The 24,941-nt window shown below is 64.8% G+C and carries 33 protein-coding genes; 22 read left to right on the top strand and 11 right to left on the bottom strand.

The window, feature by feature from the left end; all coding sequences use genetic code 11:
- Nucleotides 1–99: 99 nt before the first annotated feature.
- Both GRI42_RS14155 and GRI42_RS13980 read left to right on the top strand, forming a co-directional pair.
- Nucleotides 100–285 (top strand): hypothetical protein, encoded by a 186-nt coding sequence (locus GRI42_RS14155; RefSeq protein ID WP_315899680.1) that lies wholly within the window; start codon nt 100–102, stop codon nt 283–285.
- 110 nt (nt 286–395) lie between these two features.
- Nucleotides 396–746 (top strand): hypothetical protein, encoded by a 351-nt coding sequence (locus GRI42_RS13980; protein ID WP_226699400.1) that lies wholly within the window; start codon nt 396–398, stop codon nt 744–746.
- Here GRI42_RS13980 and GRI42_RS09530 read toward each other — a convergent pair.
- Nucleotides 743–1,963, bottom strand: a complete 1,221-nt coding sequence (locus GRI42_RS09530; RefSeq protein ID WP_160608273.1) for a serpin family protein — start codon at nt 1,961–1,963, stop codon at nt 743–745. The genes GRI42_RS13980 and GRI42_RS09530 overlap by 4 nt on opposite strands.
- Before the next feature lie 85 nt (nt 1,964–2,048).
- Nucleotides 2,049–3,557: a YifB family Mg chelatase-like AAA ATPase gene (locus GRI42_RS09525; RefSeq protein WP_160608272.1), complete on the bottom strand. Its 1,509-nt coding sequence runs from the start codon at nt 3,555–3,557 to the stop codon at nt 2,049–2,051.
- A gap of 216 nt (nt 3,558–3,773) precedes the next feature.
- On the opposite strand from GRI42_RS09525, the gene GRI42_RS09520 reads away from it, so the two are divergent.
- From GRI42_RS09520 to yihA, 6 genes are all read left to right on the top strand, one after another.
- Nucleotides 3,774–4,595, top strand: a complete 822-nt coding sequence (locus GRI42_RS09520) for an alpha/beta hydrolase (RefSeq protein ID WP_325065320.1) — start codon at nt 3,774–3,776, stop codon at nt 4,593–4,595.
- A gap of 133 nt (nt 4,596–4,728) precedes the next feature.
- Nucleotides 4,729–4,863 (top strand): 50S ribosomal protein L34, encoded by a 135-nt coding sequence (gene rpmH / locus GRI42_RS09515; RefSeq protein WP_006833929.1) that lies wholly within the window; start codon nt 4,729–4,731, stop codon nt 4,861–4,863.
- 89 nt (nt 4,864–4,952) lie between these two features.
- Entirely contained in the window at nt 4,953–5,336 is a 384-nt protein-coding gene (rnpA, locus tag GRI42_RS09510) for a ribonuclease P protein component (RefSeq protein ID WP_160608270.1), read from the top strand.
- Entirely contained in the window at nt 5,333–5,542 is a 210-nt protein-coding gene (yidD, locus tag GRI42_RS09505) for a membrane protein insertion efficiency factor YidD (protein WP_160608269.1), read from the top strand. The genes rnpA and yidD overlap by 4 nt, the downstream gene beginning before the upstream one ends.
- Nucleotides 5,543–5,602: 60 nt before the next feature.
- A complete protein-coding gene (yidC, locus tag GRI42_RS09500; protein ID WP_160608268.1) occupies nt 5,603–7,360 on the top strand; it encodes a membrane protein insertase YidC in 1,758 nt (585 codons plus the stop codon).
- Nucleotides 7,357–8,010, top strand: a complete 654-nt coding sequence (yihA, locus tag GRI42_RS09495; RefSeq protein WP_160608267.1) for a ribosome biogenesis GTP-binding protein YihA/YsxC — start codon at nt 7,357–7,359, stop codon at nt 8,008–8,010. The genes yidC and yihA overlap by 4 nt, the downstream gene beginning before the upstream one ends.
- Before the next feature lie 31 nt (nt 8,011–8,041).
- Here yihA and gmk read toward each other — a convergent pair whose 3' ends face one another.
- The 3 genes from gmk to GRI42_RS09480 all read right to left on the bottom strand — a co-directional run bounded on the left by gmk (nt 8,042) and on the right by GRI42_RS09480 (nt 9,724).
- Complete coding sequence (gene gmk, locus GRI42_RS09490; protein WP_160608266.1) at nt 8,042–8,689, bottom strand: guanylate kinase; 648 nt, start codon at nt 8,687–8,689, stop codon at nt 8,042–8,044.
- A 59-nt stretch (nt 8,690–8,748) separates the two neighbouring features.
- Nucleotides 8,749–9,150 (bottom strand): hypothetical protein, encoded by a 402-nt coding sequence (locus GRI42_RS09485; protein ID WP_199800453.1) that lies wholly within the window; start codon nt 9,148–9,150, stop codon nt 8,749–8,751.
- A 73-nt stretch (nt 9,151–9,223) separates the two neighbouring features.
- A complete protein-coding gene (locus GRI42_RS09480) occupies nt 9,224–9,724 on the bottom strand; it encodes an SspB family protein (protein ID WP_160608264.1) in 501 nt (166 codons plus the stop codon).
- A gap of 113 nt (nt 9,725–9,837) precedes the next feature.
- Here GRI42_RS09480 and hisB point away from each other — a divergent pair, with 113 nt between their 5' ends.
- From hisB to pal, 12 genes are all read left to right on the top strand, one after another.
- Nucleotides 9,838–10,431 carry an imidazoleglycerol-phosphate dehydratase HisB gene (gene hisB / locus GRI42_RS09475; protein ID WP_160608263.1) on the top strand — a complete coding sequence of 198 codons (594 nt, stop codon included), beginning with the start codon at nt 9,838–9,840 and terminating at the stop codon, nt 10,429–10,431.
- Nucleotides 10,424–11,050, top strand: coding sequence for an imidazole glycerol phosphate synthase subunit HisH (hisH, locus tag GRI42_RS09470; protein WP_160608262.1), 627 nt, complete (start codon nt 10,424–10,426; stop codon nt 11,048–11,050). The genes hisB and hisH overlap by 8 nt, the downstream gene beginning before the upstream one ends.
- Nucleotides 11,047–11,775 (top strand): 1-(5-phosphoribosyl)-5-[(5-phosphoribosylamino)methylideneamino]imidazole-4-carboxamide isomerase, encoded by a 729-nt coding sequence (gene hisA, locus GRI42_RS09465; protein WP_160608261.1) that lies wholly within the window; start codon nt 11,047–11,049, stop codon nt 11,773–11,775. Before hisH ends, hisA begins: the two co-directional genes overlap by 4 nt.
- Nucleotides 11,772–12,545 carry an imidazole glycerol phosphate synthase subunit HisF gene (gene hisF / locus GRI42_RS09460; RefSeq protein ID WP_160608260.1) on the top strand — a complete coding sequence of 258 codons (774 nt, stop codon included), beginning with the start codon at nt 11,772–11,774 and terminating at the stop codon, nt 12,543–12,545. Before hisA ends, hisF begins: the two co-directional genes overlap by 4 nt.
- An 18-nt stretch (nt 12,546–12,563) precedes the next feature.
- The gene (locus GRI42_RS09455) at nt 12,564–12,878 is read left to right on the top strand and encodes a phosphoribosyl-ATP diphosphatase (protein WP_160608259.1); all 315 of its coding nucleotides are present in this window, start codon (nt 12,564–12,566) and stop codon (nt 12,876–12,878) included.
- A gap of 2 nt (nt 12,879–12,880) precedes the next feature.
- Nucleotides 12,881–13,258 carry a histidine triad nucleotide-binding protein gene (locus tag GRI42_RS09450; protein WP_160609163.1) on the top strand — a complete coding sequence of 126 codons (378 nt, stop codon included), beginning with the start codon at nt 12,881–12,883 and terminating at the stop codon, nt 13,256–13,258.
- Nucleotides 13,259–13,341: 83 nt separating this feature from the next.
- Nucleotides 13,342–13,794 (top strand): YbgC/FadM family acyl-CoA thioesterase, encoded by a 453-nt coding sequence (locus GRI42_RS09445; protein ID WP_160608258.1) that lies wholly within the window; start codon nt 13,342–13,344, stop codon nt 13,792–13,794.
- Nucleotides 13,794–14,492, top strand: a complete 699-nt coding sequence (tolQ, locus tag GRI42_RS09440) for a protein TolQ (protein ID WP_160608257.1) — start codon at nt 13,794–13,796, stop codon at nt 14,490–14,492. Before GRI42_RS09445 ends, tolQ begins: the two co-directional genes overlap by 1 nt.
- Before the next feature lies 1 nt (nt 14,493).
- Nucleotides 14,494–14,973, top strand: coding sequence for an ExbD/TolR family protein (locus GRI42_RS09435; protein ID WP_160608256.1), 480 nt, complete (start codon nt 14,494–14,496; stop codon nt 14,971–14,973).
- Nucleotides 14,974–14,983: 10 nt separating this feature from the next.
- The gene (locus GRI42_RS09430) at nt 14,984–15,790 is read left to right on the top strand and encodes an energy transducer TonB (protein WP_160608255.1); all 807 of its coding nucleotides are present in this window, start codon (nt 14,984–14,986) and stop codon (nt 15,788–15,790) included.
- Complete coding sequence (tolB, locus tag GRI42_RS09425) at nt 15,787–17,172, top strand: Tol-Pal system beta propeller repeat protein TolB (protein ID WP_160608254.1); 1,386 nt, start codon at nt 15,787–15,789, stop codon at nt 17,170–17,172. The genes GRI42_RS09430 and tolB overlap by 4 nt, the downstream gene beginning before the upstream one ends.
- A gap of 81 nt (nt 17,173–17,253) precedes the next feature.
- On the top strand, nt 17,254–17,766 hold the full coding sequence (gene pal, locus GRI42_RS09420; protein WP_160608253.1) for a peptidoglycan-associated lipoprotein Pal: 513 nt from the start codon (nt 17,254–17,256) through the stop codon (nt 17,764–17,766).
- Between the two features lie 42 nt (nt 17,767–17,808).
- Here the strand turns inward: pal and GRI42_RS09415 are convergent, their stop codons facing one another.
- Nucleotides 17,809–17,958 carry a hypothetical protein gene (locus tag GRI42_RS09415; protein WP_160608252.1) on the bottom strand — a complete coding sequence of 50 codons (150 nt, stop codon included), beginning with the start codon at nt 17,956–17,958 and terminating at the stop codon, nt 17,809–17,811.
- 148 nt (nt 17,959–18,106) lie between these two features.
- On the opposite strand from GRI42_RS09415, the gene GRI42_RS09410 reads away from it, so the two are divergent.
- Nucleotides 18,107–18,640, top strand: a complete 534-nt coding sequence (locus tag GRI42_RS09410) for a J domain-containing protein (protein ID WP_160608251.1) — start codon at nt 18,107–18,109, stop codon at nt 18,638–18,640.
- 97 nt (nt 18,641–18,737) lie between these two features.
- Nucleotides 18,738–19,028, top strand: coding sequence for a PilZ domain-containing protein (locus tag GRI42_RS09405; protein ID WP_160608250.1), 291 nt, complete (start codon nt 18,738–18,740; stop codon nt 19,026–19,028).
- Here the strand turns inward: GRI42_RS09405 and GRI42_RS09400 are convergent.
- The 5 genes from GRI42_RS09400 to infC form a co-directional block, all read right to left on the bottom strand.
- Nucleotides 19,025–19,927 carry an ATP-grasp domain-containing protein gene (locus GRI42_RS09400; protein WP_325065319.1) on the bottom strand — a complete coding sequence of 301 codons (903 nt, stop codon included), beginning with the start codon at nt 19,925–19,927 and terminating at the stop codon, nt 19,025–19,027. The two genes, GRI42_RS09405 and GRI42_RS09400, sit on opposite strands and share 4 nt — an antisense overlap.
- A gap of 1 nt (nt 19,928) precedes the next feature.
- Nucleotides 19,929–21,191, bottom strand: coding sequence for a cystathionine gamma-synthase family protein (locus tag GRI42_RS09395; RefSeq protein ID WP_160608249.1), 1,263 nt, complete (start codon nt 21,189–21,191; stop codon nt 19,929–19,931).
- A 303-nt stretch (nt 21,192–21,494) separates the two neighbouring features.
- On the bottom strand, nt 21,495–22,904 hold the full coding sequence (locus GRI42_RS09390) for an SLC13 family permease (protein WP_160608248.1): 1,410 nt from the start codon (nt 22,902–22,904) through the stop codon (nt 21,495–21,497).
- A gap of 92 nt (nt 22,905–22,996) precedes the next feature.
- Nucleotides 22,997–24,166 carry a DUF547 domain-containing protein gene (locus tag GRI42_RS09385; RefSeq protein ID WP_160608247.1) on the bottom strand — a complete coding sequence of 390 codons (1,170 nt, stop codon included), beginning with the start codon at nt 24,164–24,166 and terminating at the stop codon, nt 22,997–22,999.
- Nucleotides 24,167–24,417: 251 nt separating this feature from the next.
- Nucleotides 24,418–24,936: a translation initiation factor IF-3 gene (gene infC, locus GRI42_RS09380; protein WP_160608246.1), complete on the bottom strand. Its 519-nt coding sequence runs from the start codon at nt 24,934–24,936 to the stop codon at nt 24,418–24,420.
- Nucleotides 24,937–24,941 lie beyond the last annotated feature (5 nt).

Raw genomic sequence — 24,941 nt, 5'->3', positions numbered from 1 at the left:
ACGACCGACGGTCGCTACATCATCGTGCGCGGTCGCCTGTGGCGGGCTGCCAATCCGAACCTGCCGGATATTGAACGCCAAAAGCTGGTAGACCGGCTGATGGCCGCACGCCGCGCCGTGGCGGCAGCGCGCCGTTCGGGCGACGGCGAGGCGGAAAAACAGGCTCGCCAGGAAGTGCATGCCGCCAAGCTGGGCCTCGGCGAACGCGGGCTGGTCTGGTGGGACGACGGCGCGCCCGATTTCGACCGGCACCTGCTGAAGAACACGCCCTACGCGCAAGAGTGACGTCATGGCGCGGGTGGCACCGTGACGTCATCGTTAAAACCATCTCAACAGGTTGGTGCGAAGAGAATCGCGAAGTCGGGCCTCAAGTCCCGCCGGAGCCGGGCCGTATTGTGATCGAAATCGAAGTTCAGAACGAAACCCACCAGACCGTCTTCCGCATCAAGACGGTTGCCGTGCCGCGCATTGGCGAGGGTATTCGCCTGCGCGAACCGAACGGTTCATGGGCTTCCTACGATGTGCTCGACGTCTGGTACCAGCAAGCCGAATTCGGCGAAGTCTGGATGCCCTATGTCCACGTGCGCATGACACCGGACGAACTCCGCGCCGTCGAAATGGCCAAGTCGAACCCGATGGTCGACAAGGCGCAGGCGATCCCGATCGAGGATTTCCTCAAGAAGTTCGAAGGCGACGTGGAGCACGAAACGGTCAAGCTCAACCTCGACATGGGCGAAAGCAACTAGGGCTCTTCGACCTCGGGCTCGAACGGCTGCGGATCCGCTATCCGGCCGATGAACAGCACCGCATCGCGTTCAAGATCGCGCAGGACCATCACGAAAGGACGGTCGGCGCGAAAAGGGACGGGCTTGCGCGGTTCGAACCGGGCGCCGGTCGTCACGATGGAGATGGTCGTGACTGCCGCAGCCTTGGTCCCTTCACCGTAGACCTGCAGCTTGGTGACATGGCGCACGTCGCTGACCTTCACTGGCGCCTGCCCCGGCTCGACCATCGCAGTGAAATTCGCGCGGCCTGTTTCGAATGGCAACGTCAGTCCGATCGCTTTTAGCGCAGGGATAAGGCCCTGGTCGTAATCGGTCTCGAACTGCGGAATTTCGACGCTAACGAACACGTCGTCCGCACCGTCGAGCCGTCGCTTCATGTCCTCGATGAATGAGGCCGAGGGAGCCTCGCTCATGACCTCGCGCTTCGCGGGCATTAGGATGTCCATGGCATAACGATTGTTGCGATAGGGCAGGCGGATTGCCTCCCATCCCTCGTGCCGGGCATAGGGTGTATCGAAATCATCGGTGACAAAGGTGAAGGGGCGTTCGGTCCCATCCCCGAACAGGAATGGGTGTTCGCGCCGTCCCATCAGCTTGGTTTCCCAAAGCCCTTCGAAATAGAGGGCATTGGCAAGAACCGCGATCATGTCGTCCGCAATCGCGGACGGTGTGATGACTTGCGGAATCAGGCCGTTGGTCGCCGCACTCGCCCAGTCATTGATGATTTTCGCAGTCGGTGCAGGCAAGGAGAAATCCACTTTCACCGCTTCGGCACCATATTCGCGCCGCGTCGCGGCGACATAGCTGTCGCGGAACCGGAAATCGCGGTCGAGGAACAGGGCATTGGCGACCTTGACCTCCACCCCGTCCTTGTTGCTGGCATAGCCGAGCGGATCTTCGGGAGGGGGAAGCAATTTCGCAAGCTGGGCACGCGTCTCGCCGCCGGCGCCCTCGTAGAGCAAGCCGAAGGCGAGATTGATGCTGGCGGGAGAGAACACCATGTTCTTCTGCGGCCCGGCTTCGGCATCGAGCACTGGCAGGAGGGCCATCGCCCCGTCATGCCGTTCGATATCGGCATCGCTGTCGGTGCTGGATGTTTCCGCAGGCATGGTCGCGCACGCGGATAGGATGAGCAGCGCCACCGGCACAAGCGAAGCCTTGATTGCAGCGTAGCCCATCATGGATCTCCTCTAGGTTTCGAGGGAGATAACGCCTTGAAGCCTTTCGGGTTTCTGTCCGGCGACCGGTCGGGCCTTGAATGCCTCAAGCGCGCGGGGGCTGCCTGCGGTAGCTCAGCGCCTCGGCAACGTGGATCCGGCCGACCCGCTCCGATCCGGCCAGGTCGGCGATCGTGCGGGCGACGCGCAGCATTCGCGTATAGCTGCGGGCGGATAGCCGCATGGCGCTGGCGGCCTGCATCAGCAGCTGGCGGCCTGCCTCGTCCGGTTCGGCGAAGCGTTCGAGCGCATCGCCCTGCAGTTCCGAATTGGTGCGCACGCCGCTGTCGGCCTCACGCGCGGTCTGGAGGGCGCGGGCGGCCGCAACACGGGCGGCGACCTCGGCGCTTCCTTCGGCAGGCGGCGGAAGCGCAAGATCGGCCGCGCTGACCGGATCGACTTCTACGTGGAGATCGATCCGGTCGAGCATCGGACCAGAAACCTTGCTCTGGTAATCGGCGGCACATTTTGGCGCGCGGCTGCACGCAAGCGCGGGGTCGCCGAGGTGGCCGCACCGGCACGGATTCATCGCGGCGATCAACTGGACGTTGGCGGGAAAAGTCACTTGGGCGTTCGCGCGCGCCACGTCGACCGTGTTGGTTTCGAGTGGTTGGCGCAGCGAATCGAGCACCGCCCGCTGGAATTCGGGCAGTTCGTCAAGAAACAGGACGCCGAGGTGCGCAAGGCTCACCTCGCCGGGCTTCACGCGCAGCCCTCCACCGGTGAGCGCAGCCATGCTGGCGGAGTGGTGCGGAGCGCGGAAGGGGCGTGCGCGGCTGATGCGACCGTCTTCCAGCAGACCAGCGACCGATTGCACCATGCTCACTTCGAGCGCCTCGGGCGGCGTCAGCGGCGGCAGGATTCCGGGCAGGCAGCTTGCAAGGAGCGACTTGCCGGCACCGGGCGGTCCGATCATCAGGAGGTTGTGACTGCCAGCCGCCGCGATCTCGAGCGCGCGCTTGGCGGTTTCTTGCCCCTTTACCTGCCTGAGGTCCGCACCGCGGACCGGTTCGTCGACCAGTCCTCTTTCGGGTTCGGCCAGCTGTCCTGTCCCCTTGAGATGGTTGAGCAGGCTGGCAAGGTCGGGCGCGGCGAGGACGGGCACTTCACTTGCCCACTTGGCTTCCGAACCCTGCGCCGCGGGGCAGATCAGCCCCTTGCCCGTCTCGCTGGCATGCATCGCGGCGAGGAGCACGCCCGGCGAAGGCGCGACTCGCGCGTCGAGCGCCAGTTCGCCCACGACGATCCAGTCCTCCAGCTGTTCTGCATCGGTAACGGCCATCGCGGCGAGCACTGCCAGCGCGATCGGGAGGTCGTAATGCGACCCCTCCTTGGGAAGGTCCGCAGGCGACAGGTTGATAGTGATCCGCTTGGGCGGCAGGGCGAGGCCCATGGATGACAGGGCGGTGCGCACCCGTTCCTTGCTTTCGCCGACGGCCTTGTCCGCCAGTCCGACGATGTTGAAGTTCGGCAGACCCGGCGCAAGCGAACATTGCACCTCCACCGCGCGCGCTTCCAGCCCGAGATAGGCCACCGTCCGGACCAGTGCGACCACCCTTAACCCCCGTCTCTGTATTCGTCCGGAGGCAGTGACGAAAATCCCTTTTGTTGTCGAGACTTGGCAGGCAAAATCTTCGGGAAAGACATGGCGTTAACGCCGCGTTGACCATGCCCTTTGGCATGCCGGTAAGAGGGGCGGGCGCAGTGCGGCTGTATGCTTCGCGCGGTCCTTCTCCTGCTTGCCACACTGGCCACCGGAATTGCCTCCCCGGTGGCGGCGCAGTCGATGGGCCTCGTGAAGCTCCCCATTGCCTTCGTCAGCCAGCCGGTCGTGCAGCAGGTCCATGCGGGCCGCCCGATCCCCGCCATCGAAGCGCCGCGCGCGCCGGTATCGGTCACGGTGCAGACAATCGTCTACGCGCCGGTCCCCGCTCCGCCGCAGTTCGTGCCGCGACCGGTGCAGCGGCCTACCTATTCCGCCGTCCGCGCCCGTTTCCCGGGCATCGACCGCAGCTTGCGCAATTACAGCGCCGGGATTGCCCAGTACGGGCCTTTCCGCGTGCTCGACGAAGGGCGCGTGGCGCTGGTCGGCGAAACCGATGCGGACAGCCCGCGCTGGTTTCGCGTAATGATGCGCCGCCACCCGAATCTTGCCCAGCTCGACATGGTCGAATGCCCGGGCACGAGTGACGACCTGGCCAACATGAAACTCGGCCGGATGATCCGTACTGCTGGGCTCGCCACCTATGTTCCGCGTCGCGGATCGGTGCGTTCGGGGGCGGTCGAGCTGTTCCTCGCAGGTGCTGCCCGCGACATCGCCGACGGGGCGGAGTTTGCCGTGCACAGCTGGATGGACGAACACGGCCACGAAGCGCAGGATTACGAAGAGGATGCGCCGGAAAACCGCCGGTACCTCACCTATTACCGTGAAATGGGCATGAGTGAGCGCGATGCGCGTGCATTCTACCGCTTCACCAACTCCGTCCCGCACCGCTCTGCCCGCTGGCTCGATGCGCGCGAAATGCGGCGCTGGGTGGGCGGCGGAGCCGGCATTGGCGAGCGTGCACCGCAGATCGCCCATGCCGCATATTGACGCTGCGCGGAGGGCTTGACCGACCACAGCGTTTCGCCTAAGCGCCCCTCCACCAATGCGGTCGCCGGCAGCGGCGACCCTTTTTGTTGGCGCGATTCGCCCGACAGACAACGAATTTTTGAAGGACTATCCGATGAAGCGGACTTTCCAGCCCTCGAACCTCGTGCGCGCCCGCCGCCACGGTTTCTTCGCGCGCAAGGCGACCCCGGGTGGCCGCAAGGTGCTTCGCGCCCGTCGCGCTCGCGGCCGCAAGAACCTCTGCGCCTAATCGCCTGATCCGCCGCGCCCCGTGCGCGGCCATGATCGCGATAATCAAACGGGCTCCCATCGGGGGCCCGTTTTGCGTATCTGCCTACCATGCCGCACGGCCTATCCGTCATCCGCAAGCGCAGCGACTTCCTCGCCGCCAACAAGGGGCTGCGCAATGCACGGCCCGGCTTCGTGCTGCTGACGCGCCCGAACGAGGGGAAGGGCAAGCGCTACGGCATTACCGTGACGAAGAAGATCGGCAACGCCGTCGTGCGCAACCGGATGAAGCGCCGCTTCCGCGAACTGCTCTGGGCGGGTCTTCCCGAATTCGGCCTGCCCGACCACGATCATATCCTGATCGGCCGCGAAGGCGGGGTCGAGCGTGACTTTGCGATGCTGGCCGAGGAACTTGCCGCCGCGCTTGAGCGGGCAAGGGACGGCAAGGGCGACCGCCCGCGCGGCCCCCGCCGCCCGCGGAGCCCGCGCGCATGAAGCATGTCCTGATCCTGATAGCCCGCGCTTGGCAGTTGGGCCCCAGCCGCATCCTGCCGCCGACCTGCCGCTACTCTCCCTCGTGCAGCCAGTACGCCATCGAGGCGCTGGGAAAATATGGGGCGATCAAGGGTGGATGGCTGGCGCTGAAGCGGCTATTGCGCTGCCAACCGTGGGGGGGCTGCGGACACGACCCCGTTCCGTAGCTGTCTTGACGATCTAACACACCATTCCCATCTGAACCGAAACCTGAACCGGGATCGACCTTGGAAAATTCGCGCAACATCATTCTCGTCGTCGTGCTGTCGATGGCCCTCTTGCTGGGCTGGGACGCTGCGATGAACTATTTCTACCCGCAGCCGGACGAGCCGGTGGTCGCGGCCGAAACCGCCGCCCCATCGGGTGACGGCGCGGAAGTCCAGCATTCGCGGACCGGTGGCCTGACCGATCCGGCTGCGCTGAAGCAGGAAGCGGCAGACCTCGAAACCGCGCTGGCATCGCCCGACCGGGTGCGCATCGATTCGCCCAAGGTCGCAGGTTCGATCAACCTGACCGGCGCGGTCGTCGACGATGTGGTGCTCAAGGATTACGCCGAGACGACGGACAAGGACAGCGGCCCGGTCCGCCTGTTCTCGCCGCGCGGCACCCCGGCGCAGCATTTCGCCCAATTGGGCTTCATCGTGAACGGCCAGAAGCTGCCCGATGCAACCGTGTGGCAGGCCGATGGCGAGCTGCTGACGGTCGACAAGCCCGTCACGCTGACGCATGACGCCGGCAACGGGCTGGAACTCCAGCTGCGCTATGCCATCGACGAGAACTACATGGTCACCGTCGAGCAGAGCATTGCCAACCGCTCCGCCGTGCCCGCAGTGGTCCAGCCGTTCGGCCTTGTCAGCCGTACCTCCGATACCGCCAGCGCAGACTTCTTCATTGCGCATTCCGGCCCCATCGGCGTGTTCGGCGACAGCGCGAACTACGACACCGACTACGGCGATCTCGACGATGACGGTCCGGTTAGTCCGCAAGGGCGTGCCGAATGGCTCGGCTTCACCGACATCTACTGGCTGTCCGCGCTCGTCCCGCAGGACGGTTCGGCCCCGGATGCGACCTTCCGTGCGCTCGGCGGCAATGCCTACCGCGCTGACATGATCTACGACCCGGTGACCGTGCCGGCCGGCCGCAAGTACACGACGACTTCGCGGCTTTACGCCGGTGCCAAGGATTCCACGATCCTCGACGCCTACCAGGACGCCGGTCTTGCCCAGTTCGGTCTGGCGATCGACTGGGGCTGGTTCCGCTGGTTCGAAAAGCCGCTGTTGTGGCTGCTCAAGACGCTGTTCGATCTCGTCGGCAACTTCGGCGTGGCGATCATCTGCCTCACCATCATAGTTCGCGGCGTGATGTTCCCTATCGCGCAAAAGCAGTTTTCTTCGATGGCCTCGATGAAGGCGATCCAGCCGCGGATGAAGGCGATCCAGGAGAAGTACAAGGACGACCGCCTCCAGCAGCAGCAGGAAATGCAGAAGCTGTTCCGCGAGGAAAAGGTCAATCCGCTGGCAGGCTGCCTGCCGCTGATCCTGCAGATCCCGATCTTCTTCGCTCTGTATAAGGTGCTGTATCTCGCCATCGAGATGCGTCACCGCAACTTCCTCTGGATCGAAGATCTTTCCGCGCCCGATCCGGCGACCATCCTCAATCTGTTCGGCCTGCTGCCGTTCACGCCGCCCAGCTTCCTCGCCATCGGCGTGCTGGCGGTGCTGCTCGGCGTCACCATGTGGCTGACCTTCAAGCTGAACCCGTCGGCAATGGACCCGGTCCAGCAGCAGGTTTTCGCGATCATGCCGTGGGTCCTCATGTTCATCATGGCACCCTTCGCGGCCGGTCTGCTGCTCTACTGGGTAACCTCGAACATCCTGACGCTGGCGCAGCAGAAGTATCTCTATTCCAAGCATCCGCAATTGAAGGCGGCTGCCGAGAAGGAGAAGGCCGAAAAGGCGGCAGAGGCGGCAAAGGCCAAGGGATGACCGAAGAAGAAGCCGCCGAACTGGCACAGCTGGAACGGCGGGCCAACAAGCTGTTTTCGGGCCGGGTGGAGTTCCTCCTCTCGGCCCCGCAGCTCAAGTTCCTGCCCGAACCGACTGTCCCCGAAATCGCCTTCGCGGGCCGTTCGAACGTGGGCAAGAGCTCGCTGCTGAACGCGCTGACGGGCCGCAAGGCCATTGCGCGCGCTTCGGTGACGCCCGGCCGCACGCAGGAGCTGAACTTCTTCGAAGTCGGCGAGCCCACGCTGTTCCGCCTCGTCGACATGCCGGGCTACGGCTTTGCCAAGGCGCCGGTGAAGGTCGTCGAGAAGTGGAAGAACCTCGTGAAGACCTATCTTCGCGGGCGCCAGGTGCTGGTGCGCAACCTCGTCCTCGTCGACAGCCGCCACGGCCTCAAGGATGTCGACCGCGACATGATGAAGATGCTCGACGAAGCTGCTGTCGGCTACCGCATCGTGCTGACCAAGGCGGACAAGGTGAAAGCCAGCGATCTCGAAAAGGTCGTCGCCGAAACCGAGGCCGAGGCGAGGAAGCACATCGCCGCCTATCCGCAGATCCACGTCACTTCGAGCGAGAAGGGCATGGGCATCGCGGAACTACGCGCTGCCGTCCTGAGCGACGTCGGGGTCTGATCGGCGATCGGGCGGGTGCGGCCCGCCCCGCTCAGCTCATCAATTCGCGAACGAACGGGATCAGGCCCGTCTGGCGCTGGCGCTTCATGCGTTCGGCGTCGAGGATTTCGCGCACCTTGCCAAAGCACAGGTTCACGTCCTCGTTGATCACGACATAGTCGTAGGCGTCCCAGTGGCTGATTTCCGCACGGGCCCGCTCCATGCGGGCATCGATCACGTCCTTTTCGTCCTGCGCGCGCGCTTCGAGGCGGCGGCGCAGTTCGGCGATGCTGGGCGGCAGGATGAACACGCGGACCACGTCTTGTTGGTCCTTCTGGTAGAGCTGCTGCGTGCCCTGCCAGTCGATATCGAACAGGAAATCCTGACCGTCCTTCAATGCTGCGCGGATGCGGCCCTTGGGCGTGCCGTAGCGATGGCCGAAGACATGGGCCCATTCGTAGAAGTCGTCTTCTTCGACCATGCGGTCGAATTCGGCATCGTCGACGAAGTAGTAGTGGACCCCGTCGATCTCGCCCGGACGCGGCGGACGGGTGGTGACGCTGACCGACAGCTTGATCTCGTCATCGGCCTCCAAGAGCATGCGCGATATGGTCGTCTTGCCCGCCCCGCTGGGCGAGGACAGGATGAACATCAGCCCGCGGCGGGCGAGTGCGGCTTGCGAAGAGGAGGATTCGGCCATGCGCGCTGTTGGCGCATGGGGCGGGTGCGAATCAACCCCGCGCTTGCTTCAGTTCACACTCAGGCATCGCCCTTGGTCTGCTTGCGCAGCGTGCGATCGCCTTTCCGGCGGGCTGTCCGGCGCGACTGGCTGCGGTCGAACAGGACCTTGAGCGCGAGGCCAGCGCCGACCGCCAGTGCGCCCGGGACCGAGCGGGTCGCGACCTTGGTCACGCCATAAGCGGCCAACGTGTGGACGATGGAGCGGTTCTCGACCGCTTCCTTGGCGAATTGCTTGCCGTACTGGCGGCCGAGCAGCATCTTTTCGAGCGTCTGGCGCGAAATGCGCCCCACGCTACGCAGCATGATCTCGTTGATCAGCAGGTTGGTGGCGGGATTGGTGCTGGGTCCGGGCACGGGGTCGGGGACGCCGGGATGCGGATCGGTCGCCTGTTCGAGCGCGTCTGCCGCCCGGTCGGTCAAGTGAGTCGGTTTCCTGCTGCGTACCACGCCCGTGTCCTGCCCCGTTTGCGGCGCTGGGGTCGAACCGCGCCGTTTACTTCTTCCGGCCGAAATCGACCGTGACGACGTTGGAGCCGTCTTCCGCCCCTTCAACGGGTGCAGGGTCTGCCTGTTCCTCGTCATTGCCGGCCGGATCGGTTGCGGCGGGCGCCATGTCGGCGACGGTAGCTTGGAACTGGAGGCCGAAATCGACCGCCGGATCGACGAACTGGGTGATCGCCGAATAGGGAATTTCGAGCTGGGCAGGGATCTGGTTGAACGACAGGCCGACGCTGAAGCCGTCTTCGCGCACGTTCAGGTCCCAGAACTTGTTCTGCAGGACGATCGTCATCTCGTCCGGAAACCGCTCGCGCAGGTTTGCGGGGATGGAAACGCCCGGAGCATGGGTCTTGAACGTGATGTAGAAATGATGCGCGCCCGGCAGTTCGCTACCGCTTGCCTCGATCTCGCCGAGCACGCGGCCGACCACTGCACGCAGCGCTTCCTGCACGATCGTGTCGTAGGGGATCAGGCTGTCGGGCGTATCGTCGCTCATGGCGCACTAGGTGGAACCGCGCGGCGTGCGGGTCAAGCGCTTTAAGCCTGACTTTACCGTGCGAATAGCCGCATTTTCTTGCGCCTAGCGCCCGCTGGCCTATAGCGCGGGCCATGCGTACAGGCCGTATCGAGAGAAACACCGCCGAAACGAAAATCCTGGTCGAGGTCGATCTCGACGGGACCGGCACCTACGACGTCGCAACGGGGATCGGCTTCCTCGACCATATGGTCGAACAGTTCGCCAAGCACTCGCTTATCGACGTGACCATGAAGGTCGATGGCGACCTGCATGTCGACCAGCACCACACGACCGAAGACAGCGCCCTCGCGCTCGGCCAGGCGCTGGCACAGGCGCTCGGCGACAAGGGCGGGATCGCGCGCTACGGCAGCGCCTATTCGCCGATGGACGAGACGCTGGCGCGCGTCGCCCTCGATATCTCGGGGCGTCCCTATCTCGTGTGGAAGGCCGGGTTCAGCCAGGAAAAGCTGGGCGAATGGGACACCGAGCTGATCGAGCACTGGTTCCATTCGGTCGCCCAGACCTGTGGCCTGACGCTGCATGTCGAGCTGCTTTACGGCACCAACAATCACCACATTTGCGAGGCGATCTACAAGGGCTTCGCCCGCGCGATGCGTGCCGCAGTGGAGATCGATCCGCGCAAGGGCGGGGCCATTCCGTCGACCAAGGGACAGCTCGGTGGCTGAAGTCATTGCCCTCGTCGATTACGGCGCGGGGAACCTGCATTCGGTCGAGAACGCGCTGAGGAAGGTCGGGGCGGCGGTCAAAGTCACCGCCGATCCCGATGTGCTTCGCGCCGCCGACCGCATCGTACTGCCGGGCGTCGGCAGCTTCGGTGCCTGCGCTGCGGGCCTGCGCGCCGAGAAAGGCGTAATCGAGGCGATGCACGAACGCGTCTTCGTCGGCGGCGCGCCGTTCCTCGGCATTTGCGTGGGCATGCAACTGCTTGCCACGCGCGGGCTCGAACATGGCGAGACCGCCGGGCTCGCCTGGATTCCCGGCGAGGTTCGTCTCATCCGCCCGCGCGATGACAGCGTGAAGGTCCCGCACATGGGCTGGAACGACGTCGCGCCGACACACCAGGCGGAAGACCATCCTGTCATCGAGGATGGCGAGGCCTATTTCCTCCATTCCTACCATTTCCATGCCGACAAGGGCCGCGACGTGCTGGCCATGACCGACCATGGCGGCGGCCTTGTCGCGGCTGTCGGTCGCGACAATTTGCTCGGCGTGCAATTCCATCCGGAAAAGAGCCAGGCCTACGGGCTCGGTCTCCTTTCCCGCTTTCTCGAGTGGAAGCCATGATCGTATTTCCCGCCATCGATCTGAAGGCCGGCCAGGTCGTGCGCCTTGCCGAAGGCGATATGGACCGTGCGACGGTCTACGGTGATAATCCGGCTGCGCAGGCGACATTGTTTGCCGACGCGGGCGCGCAGCATCTCCATGTCGTCGATCTCGACGGCAGTTTCGCAGGGTCGGCGCAGAACCGCGAGGCGGTGGAGAACATCGTCGCGGCTTTCCCGGGCCACGTGCAGCTGGGCGGCGGCATCCGTCGGCGCGAAGACGTCGAGGGCTGGTTCGATGCGGGCGTCTCGCGCATCGTCATGGGTTCGGCGGCCTTGAAGGACCCCGAATTCGTCAAGGACATGGCGCGCGAATTCGAGGGCGGCATCGTCGTTGCGGTTGATGCGAAGGACGGCATGGTCGCGACCGAGGGCTGGGCCGAGGTGTCCGACGTGCCCGTGGTCGACCTCGCCCGCCGGTTCGAGGACGCTGGCGTCGCCGCGCTGCTCTTCACCGACATCGGGCGCGACGGGCTGCTCAAGGGCGTGAACCTCGATGCGACGGTCGATCTTGCACGGCAGGTCGATATCCCCGTGATCGCCAGTGGCGGGGTGAAGGGCATCGACGACATCCACGTCCTCTGGCTCCACGCGAAAGAAGGCATCGAAGGCGTGATCACCGGCCGTGCGCTTTATGACGGGCGGCTGGACCTTGCAGCGGCGCTGGCAGTGGCGGCGCGGGCATGACCGTCCGCATCCGCGTCATTCCCTGCCTCGACGTCGCCGACGGGCGCGTGGTGAAGGGCGTGAATTTCGTCGACCTCAAGGATGCGGGCGATCCGGTCGAACAGGCGCAGGCGTATGACAGGGCGGGCGCGGACGAGCTGTGTTTCCTCGACATTTCGGCCAGCCACGAAGGCCGCGGCACGCTGCTCGACATGGTGCGGCGGACGGCTGCGGTGTGTTTCATGCCGCTGACCGTCGGCGGAGGGGTACGCAGCGTCGAGGATGCGCGCGCGCTGCTGCTCGCCGGAGCCGACAAGGTGGCAGTGAATTCTGCCGCCGTCTCGCGGCCCGAGCTCGTGCGCGAGATCGCAGAGAAATTCGGCAGCCAATGCGTCGTCGCCAGCGTCGATGCGCGTGCCGAGACCGAGGGCGAGGGCTTTCGCGGCTGGGAAATCTACACCCATGGCGGTCGCAAGCCGACCGGGATCGACGCGGTCGAACATGCCAAGCGGCTGGCAGAGCTGGGCGCGGGCGAACTGCTCGTCACCTCGATGGACGGCGACGGGACCAAGCAGGGCTACGACCTCGAACTGACCCGCGCGATTGCCGACAGCGTTTCGGTGCCCGTGATCGCCAGCGGGGGCGTCGGCACGCTCCAGCATCTCGTCGATGGCGTGATCGAAGGCCATGCGAGTGCCGTGCTGGCCGCCTCGATCTTCCATTTCGGCGAATATTCCATCGCCGAAGCGCACACTGCCCTGCGCGCGGCGGGCTTGCCTGCGCGCGGCTGATCGGTGCAGGAGAAGCACATGGATACGCTTGCCCGTCTCGAACAGACCATCGCCCAGCGTCTCGGCGCCTCGCCCGATGAAAGCTATGTCGCGAGCCTGCACCACAAGGGCCTTGCCAAGATCGCCCAGAAGGTCGGCGAGGAAGCTGTCGAAGCCGTGATCGCGGCCGTCGGCGACGACCGTGACGGACTGGTCGCGGAAAGCGCGGACCTTCTCATGCACCTTCTCGTGCTGCTGCAGGCCAAAGGCGTATCGCTGGCCGAGGTGCTGGCCGAACTCGACCGGCGCGAGGGCGTCTCGGGCCTGGAAGAAAAAGCCAGCAGGAGCGAATGACGATGCCGATTGATCCCACGCAACCCTACGATGACGATAACATCTTCGCGAAGATCCTGCGCGGGGAAATCCCCTCGACCAAGGTGTACGAGGACGATTGGGCCTATGCCTTCGAGGACATCAATCCGCAGGCGCAGGTGCACACGCTGGTCGTACCCAAGGGGCGCTATGTCAGCTGGGACGATTTCAGCGAGAAGGCGAGCGCGGCAGAAATCGCAGGCTTCGTGCGCGCGGTCGGCAAGGTCGCCCGCGACAAGGGGCTGGTGGAGCCGGGGTACCGGATGATGGCCAATATCGGCGCCCATGGCGGTCAGGAAGTGCCGCACTTGCACGTCCACATCTTCGGCGGACAGTTTTTGGGGCCGATGATCGCAAGATAAGCACGTGTCAGCGACGGGTCGCGCAGGCGTAAAAATCCCGTGCTTGCCGCGCGAGTCGGCGCTGGGCTAGAGGAACCGCGGCCATGACCATGCCCAACTTCCCCGACGGTATCATCGACAAGGACCGGCATCTTTATGCCGTGCGCGCCTATTACGAAGACACGGACCTGTCGGGCATCGTCTATCACGCGAATTACCTGCGCTGGTTCGAGCGCGCGCGTTCGGACCTGCTGCGCGGGCTGGAGATCGACCAGCGCGCCGCCATCGAGGCGGGCGAGGGCGCCTACGCGGTGTCCGAGATCAATCTCAAGTACCTGCGTCCTGCGAAACTCGACGACGATGTGCTGATCGAAACGCGTTGCACCGAACTGAAGGCCGCGTCCTGCCGGATGCACCAGAAGGCGTTTCGCGGTGACGAATTGCTTGCCGAGGCACATTTGCGCGTCGGCTTCATTTCACTTGATGGGCGGCCCCGCCGGCAGCCCGAGGATTGGCGCGCATCCTTCGCGCGCTTCGCCAGCTCGACAGAGGCATAATGACGACACTTTCCCTCCTTGCCGTAACCGCTCCGACCCGGGTCGATCCCGTCCAGCTGTTCATGGACGCCGACATTGTCGTCCAGCTGGTCATGCTCGGCCTCGTCCTTGCCAGCATCTGGGTGTGGACGATCATCGTCTCCTTCTCGCTGCGCATGGGCAAGCTGAAGACACGTACCCGCAAGTACGAGGAAGATTTCTGGCAGGCGGAGAACTTCGACCGCTTCATGGCCGAACGCGGCACCCGCGATGTGCCGTCCGCCCGGGTGGCACAGGCCGCCGTCGTCGAATGGCGCAAGTCGACCAAGGGCGAGGTTCGCGACCGCGAGGGTCTGCGCAGCCGCCTTGCCTCCGCCATGGAAAGCCAAGTCGCCATGGAAGCCGACGACATTGCCGAGCGGCTGAACTTCCTCGCCACCGTCGGCGCGGTCGCCCCTTTCGTCGGCCTGTTCGGCACGGTCTGGGGCATCATGAACAGCTTCTTCCAGATCGGCGCGCAGGAAAGCTCCTCGCTCGCCGTCGTGGCACCCGGCATTTCGGAAGCGCTCTTCGCCACTGCGATCGGCCTGTTCGCGGCCATTCCCGCGGTGATTGCCTACAACCGGTTCAGTCACTCGGTCGAACGGTTCGAGGCCGGACTTCACCGCTTCGCCGACCGGCTGCACGCGACCTTCAGCCGCCAGCTGGAGCAGCGCTGACATGGCGATGAACCTCGCCTCTGCCAAAGGCACGCGCCGGCGTCGCGGGCGCGGCGGGCGGCGGCCCATGTCCGAAATCAACGTCACGCCCTTCGTCGACGTTATGCTGGTGCTGCTGATCATCTTCATGGTCACTGCCCCGCTGCTTACTGCAGGCGTGCCGATCCAGTTGCCCGACAGCAGGGCCAATGCCCTGCCGCAGGAAGCGCAGCAGGTATCGATCAGCATCGATGCGGAAGGCTTTGTCTATATCGACGACCAGCAGGTGCCTGTCGGGGGACTGCCGCAGGCGCTCGAGAACCTGCCGCGCACGGGCGAAGGGCCGGACATTACCCTGCGCGCCGACCGCGCGCTCGATTACGGCCGCGTGATGGCAGTAATGGGCGAGCTCAACCGGGCCGGTCTCAATCGCATCTCGCTGGTGACGAATGGCGGCCAGTCGGCCCCGCCGGTCAATTCCGGTTCATCCGACGAGGAATAGCCACAAGCTCATGGAGAGAACCGCAATCAGGGCAGAGGAGCGTACCGGGCTGATCGTCGCGGTCGCGCTGCACTTGCTGGTGCTCGCCGCGCTGGTGATCCAGGCCTTTTTCGAAGGCGACAAGGCCCCGCCGCGTACCGAGCGGATGACGGTAAGCCTGGCCGAAGACGTCGGGATGGAGGCGACCGCGCCTGATCCGGTGCCCGAAAGCCGCGCCGCGATCGCGCCCGAACTGGCCGATGTTCCTGCCCCTGCACCCGAAATCCTGCCTGCCCCGACCACGCCGCAGGTCGATCGCCCGACGCCGAGGGTGCAATCGCCCGTTCCCGCTCCTGCGCGCGAGACGCGCCAGCAGCCCCGCCGCGAACAGCCGCGCCAGCAGGCGCAGCCGCGACCGGCAGAGCGGGGTGGCGGCTCGCGCATCGGCGACAATTTCCTCGCCGGTGCAGGCGACAGCACGACGACCAACGAGACCCGCGTCCCCGCCTCGCAGATCGGCGCGAGCGCGAAGGCTTCGCTGGTCCAGGCCATCTCGCGCGAGATCAAGCCGCACTGGAAACCGCCCAGCGGCCCGGAAGTGGAGGAGATCACGACCTTCCTGCGGTTCCGCCTCAATCCCGATGGCAGCCTTGCCGGTCGGCCAGAGGTCGTCCGTCAGACCGGTGTGAACGACACGAACCGCGCACAGGCCGGACGCCACGGCGAACAGGCAATCCGCGCGGTGCAACTGGCTGCCCCGTTCGACTTGCCAGAACAGTATTATGAAGCCTGGAAGGTGGTTGGACCCTTCGGCTTCGACTGGAGACTTGCCCAATGAAATACCTGATAGCTGCAACCCTCGCTTTCGTGGCCGCACCGCTCGCCGCGCAGAACCAGGACCTGGGGGAACCGATCCCCGAAGGCCAGGACGTGGAAACGATCGAGGAAGAGGGCGGCCTGACCGGGTCGGTCAGCTTCGAGGGCAATCTCGACGATCTCGGCATCGCCATCCCCGCCTTTGCGACCGACCGCAATGTCGCCACACCTGCCAATGCGCAGGGCACCGCGGCGCTTGGCGTCGAACTGGCCCGTGTGATTACCGCGGACCTGCGCAATAATGGCCTGTTCAAACCGACCGGTCCCGATGCGCTGCCCAAACCGAGCTTTGCCAATATCAATGCGCCTGCCTGGGCGACCTGGTCCAACCGCGGGGCTGAAATGCTGGTCCACGGATACGTCCGCGCGCGCAGCGACGACCGGCTGACGGTGGGCTGTTATCTCTACGACATGGCGCTGCAGAGCCGCCTCGTCGCAGAAGGCTGGGTGGTGTCGCCTGCCGACTGGCGGCGTGCCGCACACAAGTGCGCCGACCTCATCTATTCGCGCCTGACCGGCGAAAGTCCGTTCTTCGACAGCCGCATCGCCTATATCGCGGAAACCGGCCCCAAGGATAACCGCGTCAAGCGGCTTGCCATCATGGACAGCGACGGGGCGAACCACCGCTTCATCACGACCGGCCGTTCGACCGCGCTGACGCCGCGTTATTCCCCCGATTACAAGCAGCTGGTCTATCTCAGCTATGTCGACGGTAATCCGCGCATCTATGTCTACGACATCGGAACCGGCCGCCAGACGCTGGTGACGCAAAGCGAGAATCCGACCTTCGCGCCTCGCTGGAGCCCGGACGGCCGCTACATCCTTTATTCGATGGCGGTCGGCGGAAATACCGACATCTACCGTGTCTCCGCGCAGGGCGGGCGCAGCGAGCGGCTGACCGATGCGCCCGGCATCGACATCGGCGGCTCCTTCTCGCCCGATGGCCGCCAGATCGTGTTCGAAAGCGACCGGTCGGGAAGCCAGCAGATCTACATCATGAATGCCGACGGATCGAACCAGCGCCGCCTGTCGTTCTTCGGTGGCCGGTCCGCGACGCCCGAATGGAGCCCCCGCGGCGACCAGATCGCCTTCACCCATATTGCCGGCGATTTCAACGTGGCGGTCATGAACCCGAGCGGTCGCGGCTTCCGCAAGCTGACCAGCGGCTGGCAGGACGAGGCACCTACCTGGGCGCCCAATGGCCGCATCATCCAGTTCTTCCGCACCGAGCGGAACACCGGCAAGACCTCGCTATGGCAGGTTGACCTCACCGGCGAGAACGAGCGCCGCCTGCCGACGCCGGTCGATGCATCGGACCCGGCATGGGGACCGATCCTGCCGTAAGTGCATTGAGAGTTTCGTGGGGACGAAAAACCGATCGGGGGCAAACCGATTGAAAACCGCTGTTTTACAAGGGGACAGCCTATGAATACCCGTTTCGCTACTGTCGCTGTGCTGACCTCCGCGCTGGCCTTGGCCGCGTGCTCGAAGAAGGCTCCGGAAGAGCTGCCGCCGCCGCCGGAAGATGTCGCGACGCCGACCCCGACGCCGACCTCCACCGGACCGGCGGTGGGCTCGATGCAGCACTTCATCGCCGCCGTCGGACAGTCGAACACGGTCGTCTATTTCGAGACCGACCGTTACAACATCGACGCCGAGGACAGTGCCAAGCTGCAGACGCAGGCGCAGTATTTCAGCCAGTATCCGCAGATCAATTTCACGATCGAAGGCCATGCCGACGAACGCGGAACGCGCGAGTATAACCTTGCCCTGGGCGAGCGCCGCGCCAATGCGGCGAAGAACTACCTCGTCAGCATCGGTATTCCGGCCAACCGCATCCGCACCGTCAGCTACGGCAAGGAACGCCCCGTGGCGCTCGGTTCGAACGAATCCGCATGGGCACTCAACCGCCGCGCCGCGACGATTACGATCAACTGATGATGAAGGAGCGGGTCCCGGCCGAGCCGGGACCCGTTTCGCTCAGAAGCGCGCGTTCAGGTCGAACAGCGGCGCTTGACCGGCAAGCTGGCTGCCGGCCGGAATATCGAAAAAGCCCGCGCCCGCCGACAGGGCGAAAAGGCCCATGGTCAGTGCGGCGGCGATGGCAGAAAGCGTAAGCTGCTTGCTCATGACATGGCCCCTAGGCTGGAAACGTGAAACAATCGTTGCAACGCAACATTTCGAATTGAAACTGGTTCCCATATCCTTGCCAAGTTCGCCAGTGCTCCTAGATTGACGACCATGCCAGCCCGACAAACGACTTCCGGAACGATCTACCGTGCCTAAGGCGCGGCGCTCCAACGATTGGGGATTTCCCCGCTGGCGCGGTTACGACGCCAGCCGCGAAGCCGCGCCCGTGCGCCTGTGTGACCGGCACGGGTGCGAGGAAGTCGGCGATTGTCCCGCTCCCAAGGCACCCAACAGTCCCGAGCGCTGGATGTTTTGCCAGGCCCATGCCGCCGAATACAATCGCGGTTGGGACTATTTCGAAGGCCTCGACAAGGCCGAGAAGGAGGCCCGCGCCAAGGCAGAGCGAACCGAGAATGCCGGCTATGCCGAGGCACAGCATTACGGCTGGGCAGGCAGCGGCGACGGATCGCGCAGCGCCGACGAGATGCGCGCGCTCGAAGTGCTCGACTTGGAGGCCGATGCCGATTTCGCGACCGTGAAGAAGGCATTTCGCGCCCGGGCCAAGGAAGTGCACCCCGACGTCAAGCCGGGCGACAAGGGTGCAGCGGCACAGTTCCAGAAATATTCGCTCGCCTACGAAATCCTAAAATCTGCCGAGGAAAGACGCGAATGGAAGGGCTGATACCTTTCTAAGCCACTGTTTTCGCGGCTTCCCATAGTAAAGGCCCCGTTTACGATTTCTTCCCCTGTGCCTGCTACAAACGGTCCTAGAACGGACCATGACGATACAGCAGCGCCTCACTCCGCGTCACGCCACGAATGTCGTGCTCGACTGCCTCGTTTCGCGGCAACGGGTCCAGGCGATCTTGTGCGACGTCTCCCCCACCGGTTGCCGCGTCGAACTGTTCGATGCCTCGGCAGAGCCAGGTGCAATGTTGATCTTCGAAATCGACGACCGTCTTGCCTTCGCGGGACAAGTCGTCTGGGTCCAGGGGGTGGAAGCTGGCGTGCAGTTCACCCGACCCCTCCTGCCGCAAATCCTCGCCGCGCTGGACGTGAGGCCTAGCTAACCCAGCCTGCCGAGAATGGCCTCGGCCATCCGTTTGCCGAGTTCCGGCCCCTGCTGCGGGTAGAGGTAGGGCTCGATCATTTCGGCTTCCATCACCGCAAGGTCACCTGAAGGCAGGCGCGCCATGTCGATGCGGCAATATAGCGGCCGGTCGAACGGCAGCGAAGCGACCACCGATTGTGCCCTGGCGAGATCGGCGGCATCGGGCTCGAAATCGCATTCGTAGCCGCCATAGAGCGACTGGATGCGGTATTCGCCCTCCGCCGCCCGCTTCAGCACGCCGTGGCTGAAGGCGCCATCGATGAAGAGGAAGGTGTATTCGCCCTCTTCGACAACGCTCGACAGGAACGGCTGGACCATGCAGGCGCGACCCATGCGCCAGCCCTCTGCGGGCAGCTGGGCGCGCGAGAAGCTGTGCTGCCCGAGGCCTCCTGCGCCGACCTGCCGCTTGACCACGATGCGCTCGCAGGCGAAGTCGTCCATCGCCTCCAACGCGTCCGCATGGTTGAGATCGTCGAGCCAGAGCGTGGGTACGGTGGTCACGCCGCGCTCTTCCAGCTCGCGAAGATAGCGCTTGTCCGCATTCCACCGCACGACGTCCGGCGGATTGCAGACTGCAATACCCATGCCGGCCAGGGCTTCCAGCCTGTCGAGGAACTCGTCCGGATGGTCCTGATAGTCCCAGGCCGTGCCGAGCATGACCAAGGCCATACCCTCGAACTCACCCAGCGGTGCGCGCCAGTCGATCTCCACCAGCTCCAGTCCCGTCGCAGCGAATGCCGGGCGCAGGGCCGCGGTCTCGAGATCGTGCTCGAAAGCGTCCCCGCGCCGTTCGTCCGCTGCGCCTTCAGGCGGAGGCAGCGTGTCGGCGCAGGCGAGGAAGCCGATCCTTGTCGTCACTTCAGACCTGTTCCAGCGCCTGTTCGAAGTCGGCGATGAGGTCGTCCGCGTCCTCGATCCCGATCGAGATGCGGATCAGGTTGTCGCCGATGCCCAGCGCCGCCTTGCGCTCGTCCGGCACCGAGAGGTGCGTCATCGAGGCCGGGTGGCTGGCCAGCGTCTCGGTGCCGCCTAGGCTGACCGCCAGCTTGGCGATCTTGAGGCTGTCGAGGAAGCGGAAGCATTCAGCCTCGCCGCCCTTGAGCAGCAGCGAGAAGGTCGAGCCTGCGCCGAGGCAATGGCGGTCGTAGATGTCCTGCTGGCGCGCATCCTTGATCATGCCAAGATAGCCGAGGCCTTCGACCTTGGGGTGCTGGGCAAGGAAGGCGCAGACCTTTTCCGCATTCTCGCCCGCCCGCTGCATGCGCAGTTCGACGGTTTCGAGGCTGCGGCAGAGCATCCATGCCGTGTTCGGATCGCAGATGCCGCCCATCGTGTTGCGGAGCATGCGCACCGGGTCCATCCACTTCTTGGCCCCGGCGATGCTGCCGGCGACGAGGTCCGAATGGCCACCGACGTACTTGGTCAGCGAATAGACCACGATGTCCGCACCATGTTCGAGCGGGCGCTGCCACAGCGGGCCGAGGAAGGTGTTGTCGATCGCGATCGGGCATTCCAGCCCCGCTGCGTCGACCGCGGCGCGCACGGCTTGGACGTCGACCAGCGCATTGGTCGGATTGCCCGGGCTTTCGAGGTAGACCATGCAGACCTTGCCGCCCTGTTCGGCGGCCTTGGCCTTGCCCTGTTCCAGCACGGCGTCGATCTCTTCGCGCGTCGCGCCGGCCGGGAAGTCGATGTAGCTGACGCCGAACTTGCTCAGCCATTTGGCGACGAAGCCTTCGGTCGCGGCATAGAGCGGTCCCGAATGGACGATCACGTCGCCTTGGCTGGCATAGGTCAGCAGCAGGACGCAGATCGCGGACATGCCGCTGGAGAAGGACAGGGCGTCTTCCGCGCTGTCCCAGATGGACAGGCGGTCTTCGAGGATTTCCTGGTTCGGCGCGTTGAAGCGCGAATAGACGAGGCCGTCCGCACCGCCCGGACGCTTGCCGGTGATGCCTTCGAAATGGCGCTTGCCGTCGGCGGCGCTGGGGAAGGCAAAGGTGCTGGTGAGGAACAGCGGCTGCTTGAGGCTGCCTTCGGACAGCACGGGGTCGTAACCGTGGCCCATCATCAGCGTGCTGGGTTTCAGGGGGCGGCCGTTGATCTTGGTGACGTCGCTCATGGCGCGAGCATCCTTCCTGTATCTTCGCCCCCAGGAAGGCGGGGGCCGATGAGGCTGCCGGGGCGCCCGTTCCTAACCTCCGCAGGAACGCCTCTCCGCCGACAGCCGCTGTGGGCCATCTCTTATGTTGGAGCGATGTTGGTTTCAACTGCGACCGGTCCCACAGGATGGAACGCTTGGAACACAGTCCACAGGAGAAAATCCCGGACCCCAGACGACGCCCACACGGAAGCGTTGGAGGAGAGATTTTTCGGCGCCATCAGGGCGGCGATAGCAAGTAGACTGACGGTAGGAAAACGCCCGTCAGAGCAGCGCGTTCATGCCCCACACCACGGCCACGATCATCACGATGCCGAACAGGTCGAGCAGCAGGCCTGCCTTGACCATCCGTTCGATGCGGATGCGACCGGTCGACCAGGCGATGGCATTGGGACCGGTTCCGGCCGGCAGCATGAAGCCCCAGCTCGCCGCAAGTGCGGCCGGCATGGCGAGCAGGACCGGATCGGCCCCCAGCGCCACGACGAGGCTGGCGACGACCGGGATGATACCGCTGGCCGTGGCGACATTGCTGGCGAACTCGGTGATCAGCACGACCATCGCGACCACGGCAATCGCGACGAGCACCAGCGGCCAGGCCTCCAGCGGCAACAGGGCCTGCCCCAACCAGTCGGCAAGGCCGCTCGCCGCCATGCCGGCCGCCAGCGCCAGTCCGCCGCCGAACATCATGATGACGCCCCATGGCGCGCGGTTCGCCTCGTCCCAGGTCAGCAGCGGCCTGCCCGTGCCATCGGGCAGGAGGAACAGCGTCAGGCTCATCAGGATGGCGATGGTGCCGTCGGTCAGCGATCCGTCCGGCAGATAGGGTGCGATCCACATCTGCCCCATCCACAAGAGGAAGGTCACTGCGACGACGGGGACCAGCCGCTTCTCCGCGCTCGACCAGGCAGAATGCGTGTCGATCGCCGTGCGTGCGGCGCGCGCATCGAAGGGATGCGCCGCGACCTTCTGGACCCGCGCGACGAGGAAGGCGGCCAGCGGCACCCCGATCACGACAACCGGCAGGCCGTAGAAGGCCCACTGCGCGAAAGTGATGCGCGTGCCGGTCAGCGTGTCGAGCAGGCCCACGGCAATCGCATTGGTGGGCGATCCGACCAGCGTGCCGAGCCCGCCGATGCTGGCCGCAAAGGCGATCCCCATGGGCAGGGCGCCCGACAGGCCTTCGGTGTCCTCATCGCCGATGCCCCCGCCTGCCAGCACGGCGACGGCCATGGGCATCATGATCAGCGCGGTGGAGGTGTTGGAGATCAGCATCGACAGGATCGCCGCTGTCGCCATGAAGGCCAGCAGCACGCCGGCCTGCCCGCCGCGCCCGCCGACCATGCGCAGCAGCGCGAGCGCCAGGCGCTTGTGCAATCCGGTGCGCTCGATGGCGAGGGCGATGAAGGCACCTCCCAGGAGCAGGAACAGGATGGGCGAATAATAGGCCGATGCCGTAGTCTTTGCGTCCATCACTCCGGCAAAGGGCAGCACGAGGAACGGCATCAGCGCCGTCGCCGTCAGCGGCAGCGCCTCGGTCATCCACCATGCGGCCATGAGGACGACGAGGCCGGCAACGATCCCGGCCCCGCGTTCCATCCCCGCAGGCAAAGGCGCGAAAATGCCTGCCAGCAGGGCAAGAATGCCGATTACCAGACCGATGCGTTGTGCGCTCACTGCGTCTCTCCCGCTGCCCTGCTAACGGGCAGGGGCGGGAGGGAGCAAGGCTTCACGTGGTGCCTATGCCGCTTTCATGGCGGCGGCAGCGCTTATTGCTCGGGCTGGGCTGGCTCGCCGGCTTCCTCGGCAGGTTCGATCGTCTCGCCGGGATTGGGCAGCAGGATCACGCGGCCGAGGCGGCCCTGTTCCTGCAGCACGCGATATTTCTGCGCGCGTTCGCCAAGCAGGCGCAGGATCGAAGGCGTGAACTTGGCCGATGCGTATTCGCCGTTCGACTGGAGTTCGTAGAACAGCGGTTCCTTCTCGCCCCCGGCAAGGTCGGCGACCGTGTCGACATATGTGTTCACCTTGATCGACTTGCCTTCGGCGAGCAGCGCCGAGACGTCTTCTTCGGCGAGCGTTGCAAGGTGCGCCTTGAGGTCATCGTCCATGCGCGGGAAGAAGAACGGGGCCGCTTCCTCAAAGATTTCGGAGACCAGCAGCTTGCCGCCGATGCTTTCCACGCCGCGGAGCGAATTGACGAACTCGCTGCCGTTTTCGGCCAGCAGCGCATCGACATTGGCCGCGGTATAGGCTTCGCGCGGGATAGTGGGGCCGCCCAGTTCGCCGCGGAAGAAGCCGTAGATCACCTTGGGGTCGTCCCAGTGGGGGAAGACGATCTTGGTGCGGATGTCCTTCGGGCTCATCGCGACGCCGGCGATGGTGATGAACTTCGTTTCGTCGAGCGGCTTGTCGCTGCCGTCGAGCCGGATGAGCGAGGGCGAAGTGACGGGATAGTTCAGCGCGATCTTCTCGATCACGGCGACATTGTGGAGGTTGATCCAGAATGCGAGCTGCTGGTTCTTCGGCAGGCTGGCGATGTCGATTTCACCGGCGATGCGCTGCAGATCCTCGCGGTATTCGGTCAGCGGGGCAATCGCCTCCTCGCTCAACATCGAGAAGGGAATCCGGTTACCTTCGAGGCGGATGCGCGAATCGTGCCCGTAGACGAAGCGCGTGCCTGTCAGAGGCAGGACGGTGTTCGCACCGAGGCGCGTGGACGGACCCATGCGCAGGACCATGTAGCGCAGCGCATCCTGCCAGACCGAGAAATCGAGCTGGAGGTTCTTCGACGGGCGCGGCGCGAAGCGGGCGAATTCGGCGTCCACCGATGCAGCCTGCGCTGCGGCCAGCGGCGCGGCATCCTGCGCGAGGGCAGGCGTTGCGGGCGGCGCAAGAAGCGATGCGATGGCTGCCGAAGCGAGAAGTCGTTTGCCCATGTTGCGATACCTGCCTGGTGAAGTCGTGACGGGGCCTGATGTCGCAGCCCCAAGAAAATCGCCGACCTTATACTTCAGATTTCATGGCAGGGGCAGGGCAGCCTGCCGATTGGGGCAAGCACTTGGTCGATAGGAGGGACGACTATTCGCCCCTCGTCGATGGAGCTGGGCTTGCCAAGCCCATGAAAAAGCGGGGCTGGTGCCATGGCACCGCCCCGCTCTTGTCCGGTCGATCCGTTGCCGGCAGACGCTTACTTGGGTGCGAGCACCATCAGCATCTGGCGCCCTTCGAGGCGCGGGAAGCTTTCCACCTTGGCGATTTCCTCGACGTCGTCGCGCACCCGGTTGAGCAGGTCCATGCCGAGCTGCTGGTGCGCCATTTCGCGACCGCGGAAGCGCAGGGTGACCTTCACCTTGTCGCCATGCTCGATGAACTTGTTCACGTTGCGCATCTTCACGTCGTAATCGTGATCGTCGATGTTGGGACGCATCTTGATCTCTTTGATCTCCTGCGTCTTCTGGGTCTTGCGTGCGAGGTTCGCCTTCTTCTGCGCCTCGTAGCGATACTTGCCTACGTCCAGGAACTTGCACACCGGCGGGTCCGCATTGGGGGACACTTCGACGAGGTTGAGACCCAGTTCGTTGGCCTGCTCTACCGCTTCGCGGGTGTACATCACCCCCAGGTTTTCGCCTTCGTGATCGATCACGCGGACCTTGGGGACGTTGATCATGTTATCGTAGCGCGGGCCGCTTTTCACGGGCATTTGCATGCTGC

Origin of the sequence: Qipengyuania gaetbuli (genome assembly GCF_009827315.1) — a bacterium.
Lineage (GTDB): Bacteria > Pseudomonadota > Alphaproteobacteria > Sphingomonadales > Sphingomonadaceae > Qipengyuania > Qipengyuania gaetbuli.
The sequence above is the reverse complement of the archived record's forward strand: the minus strand, read 5'-3'. Positions and strand labels throughout refer to the sequence as shown.

Excerpts from the sequence above, each read along its gene's own strand:
- GRI42_RS14155 (WP_315899680.1), top strand. The coding sequence starts at position 100 with ATGGCCGCACGCCGCGCCGTGGCGGCAGCGCGCCGTTCGGGCGACGGC.
- GRI42_RS09530 (WP_160608273.1), bottom strand. The coding sequence starts at position 1,963 with ATGGGCTACGCTGCAATCAAGGCTTCGCTTGTGCCGGTGGCGCTGCTC.
- rpmH (WP_006833929.1), top strand. The coding sequence starts at position 4,729 with ATGAAGCGGACTTTCCAGCCCTCGAACCTCGTGCGCGCCCGCCGCCAC.
- rnpA (WP_160608270.1), top strand. The coding sequence starts at position 4,953 with ATGCCGCACGGCCTATCCGTCATCCGCAAGCGCAGCGACTTCCTCGCC.
- yidD (WP_160608269.1), top strand. The coding sequence starts at position 5,333 with ATGAAGCATGTCCTGATCCTGATAGCCCGCGCTTGGCAGTTGGGCCCC.
- yihA (WP_160608267.1), top strand. The coding sequence starts at position 7,357 with ATGACCGAAGAAGAAGCCGCCGAACTGGCACAGCTGGAACGGCGGGCC.
- gmk (WP_160608266.1), bottom strand. The coding sequence starts at position 8,689 with ATGGCCGAATCCTCCTCTTCGCAAGCCGCACTCGCCCGCCGCGGGCTG.
- GRI42_RS09480 (WP_160608264.1), bottom strand. The coding sequence starts at position 9,724 with ATGAGCGACGATACGCCCGACAGCCTGATCCCCTACGACACGATCGTG.
- hisB (WP_160608263.1), top strand. The coding sequence starts at position 9,838 with ATGCGTACAGGCCGTATCGAGAGAAACACCGCCGAAACGAAAATCCTG.
- hisA (WP_160608261.1), top strand. The coding sequence starts at position 11,047 with ATGATCGTATTTCCCGCCATCGATCTGAAGGCCGGCCAGGTCGTGCGC.
- hisF (WP_160608260.1), top strand. The coding sequence starts at position 11,772 with ATGACCGTCCGCATCCGCGTCATTCCCTGCCTCGACGTCGCCGACGGG.
- GRI42_RS09455 (WP_160608259.1), top strand. The coding sequence starts at position 12,564 with ATGGATACGCTTGCCCGTCTCGAACAGACCATCGCCCAGCGTCTCGGC.
- GRI42_RS09450 (WP_160609163.1), top strand. The coding sequence starts at position 12,881 with ATGCCGATTGATCCCACGCAACCCTACGATGACGATAACATCTTCGCG.
- GRI42_RS09445 (WP_160608258.1), top strand. The coding sequence starts at position 13,342 with ATGACCATGCCCAACTTCCCCGACGGTATCATCGACAAGGACCGGCAT.
- tolQ (WP_160608257.1), top strand. The coding sequence starts at position 13,794 with ATGACGACACTTTCCCTCCTTGCCGTAACCGCTCCGACCCGGGTCGAT.
- GRI42_RS09435 (WP_160608256.1), top strand. The coding sequence starts at position 14,494 with ATGGCGATGAACCTCGCCTCTGCCAAAGGCACGCGCCGGCGTCGCGGG.
- GRI42_RS09430 (WP_160608255.1), top strand. The coding sequence starts at position 14,984 with ATGGAGAGAACCGCAATCAGGGCAGAGGAGCGTACCGGGCTGATCGTC.
- tolB (WP_160608254.1), top strand. The coding sequence starts at position 15,787 with ATGAAATACCTGATAGCTGCAACCCTCGCTTTCGTGGCCGCACCGCTC.
- pal (WP_160608253.1), top strand. The coding sequence starts at position 17,254 with ATGAATACCCGTTTCGCTACTGTCGCTGTGCTGACCTCCGCGCTGGCC.
- GRI42_RS09415 (WP_160608252.1), bottom strand. The coding sequence starts at position 17,958 with ATGAGCAAGCAGCTTACGCTTTCTGCCATCGCCGCCGCACTGACCATG.
- GRI42_RS09405 (WP_160608250.1), top strand. The coding sequence starts at position 18,738 with ATGACGATACAGCAGCGCCTCACTCCGCGTCACGCCACGAATGTCGTG.
- GRI42_RS09395 (WP_160608249.1), bottom strand. The coding sequence starts at position 21,191 with ATGAGCGACGTCACCAAGATCAACGGCCGCCCCCTGAAACCCAGCACG.
- GRI42_RS09385 (WP_160608247.1), bottom strand. The coding sequence starts at position 24,166 with ATGGGCAAACGACTTCTCGCTTCGGCAGCCATCGCATCGCTTCTTGCG.
- infC (WP_160608246.1), bottom strand. The coding sequence starts at position 24,936 with ATGCAAATGCCCGTGAAAAGCGGCCCGCGCTACGATAACATGATCAAC.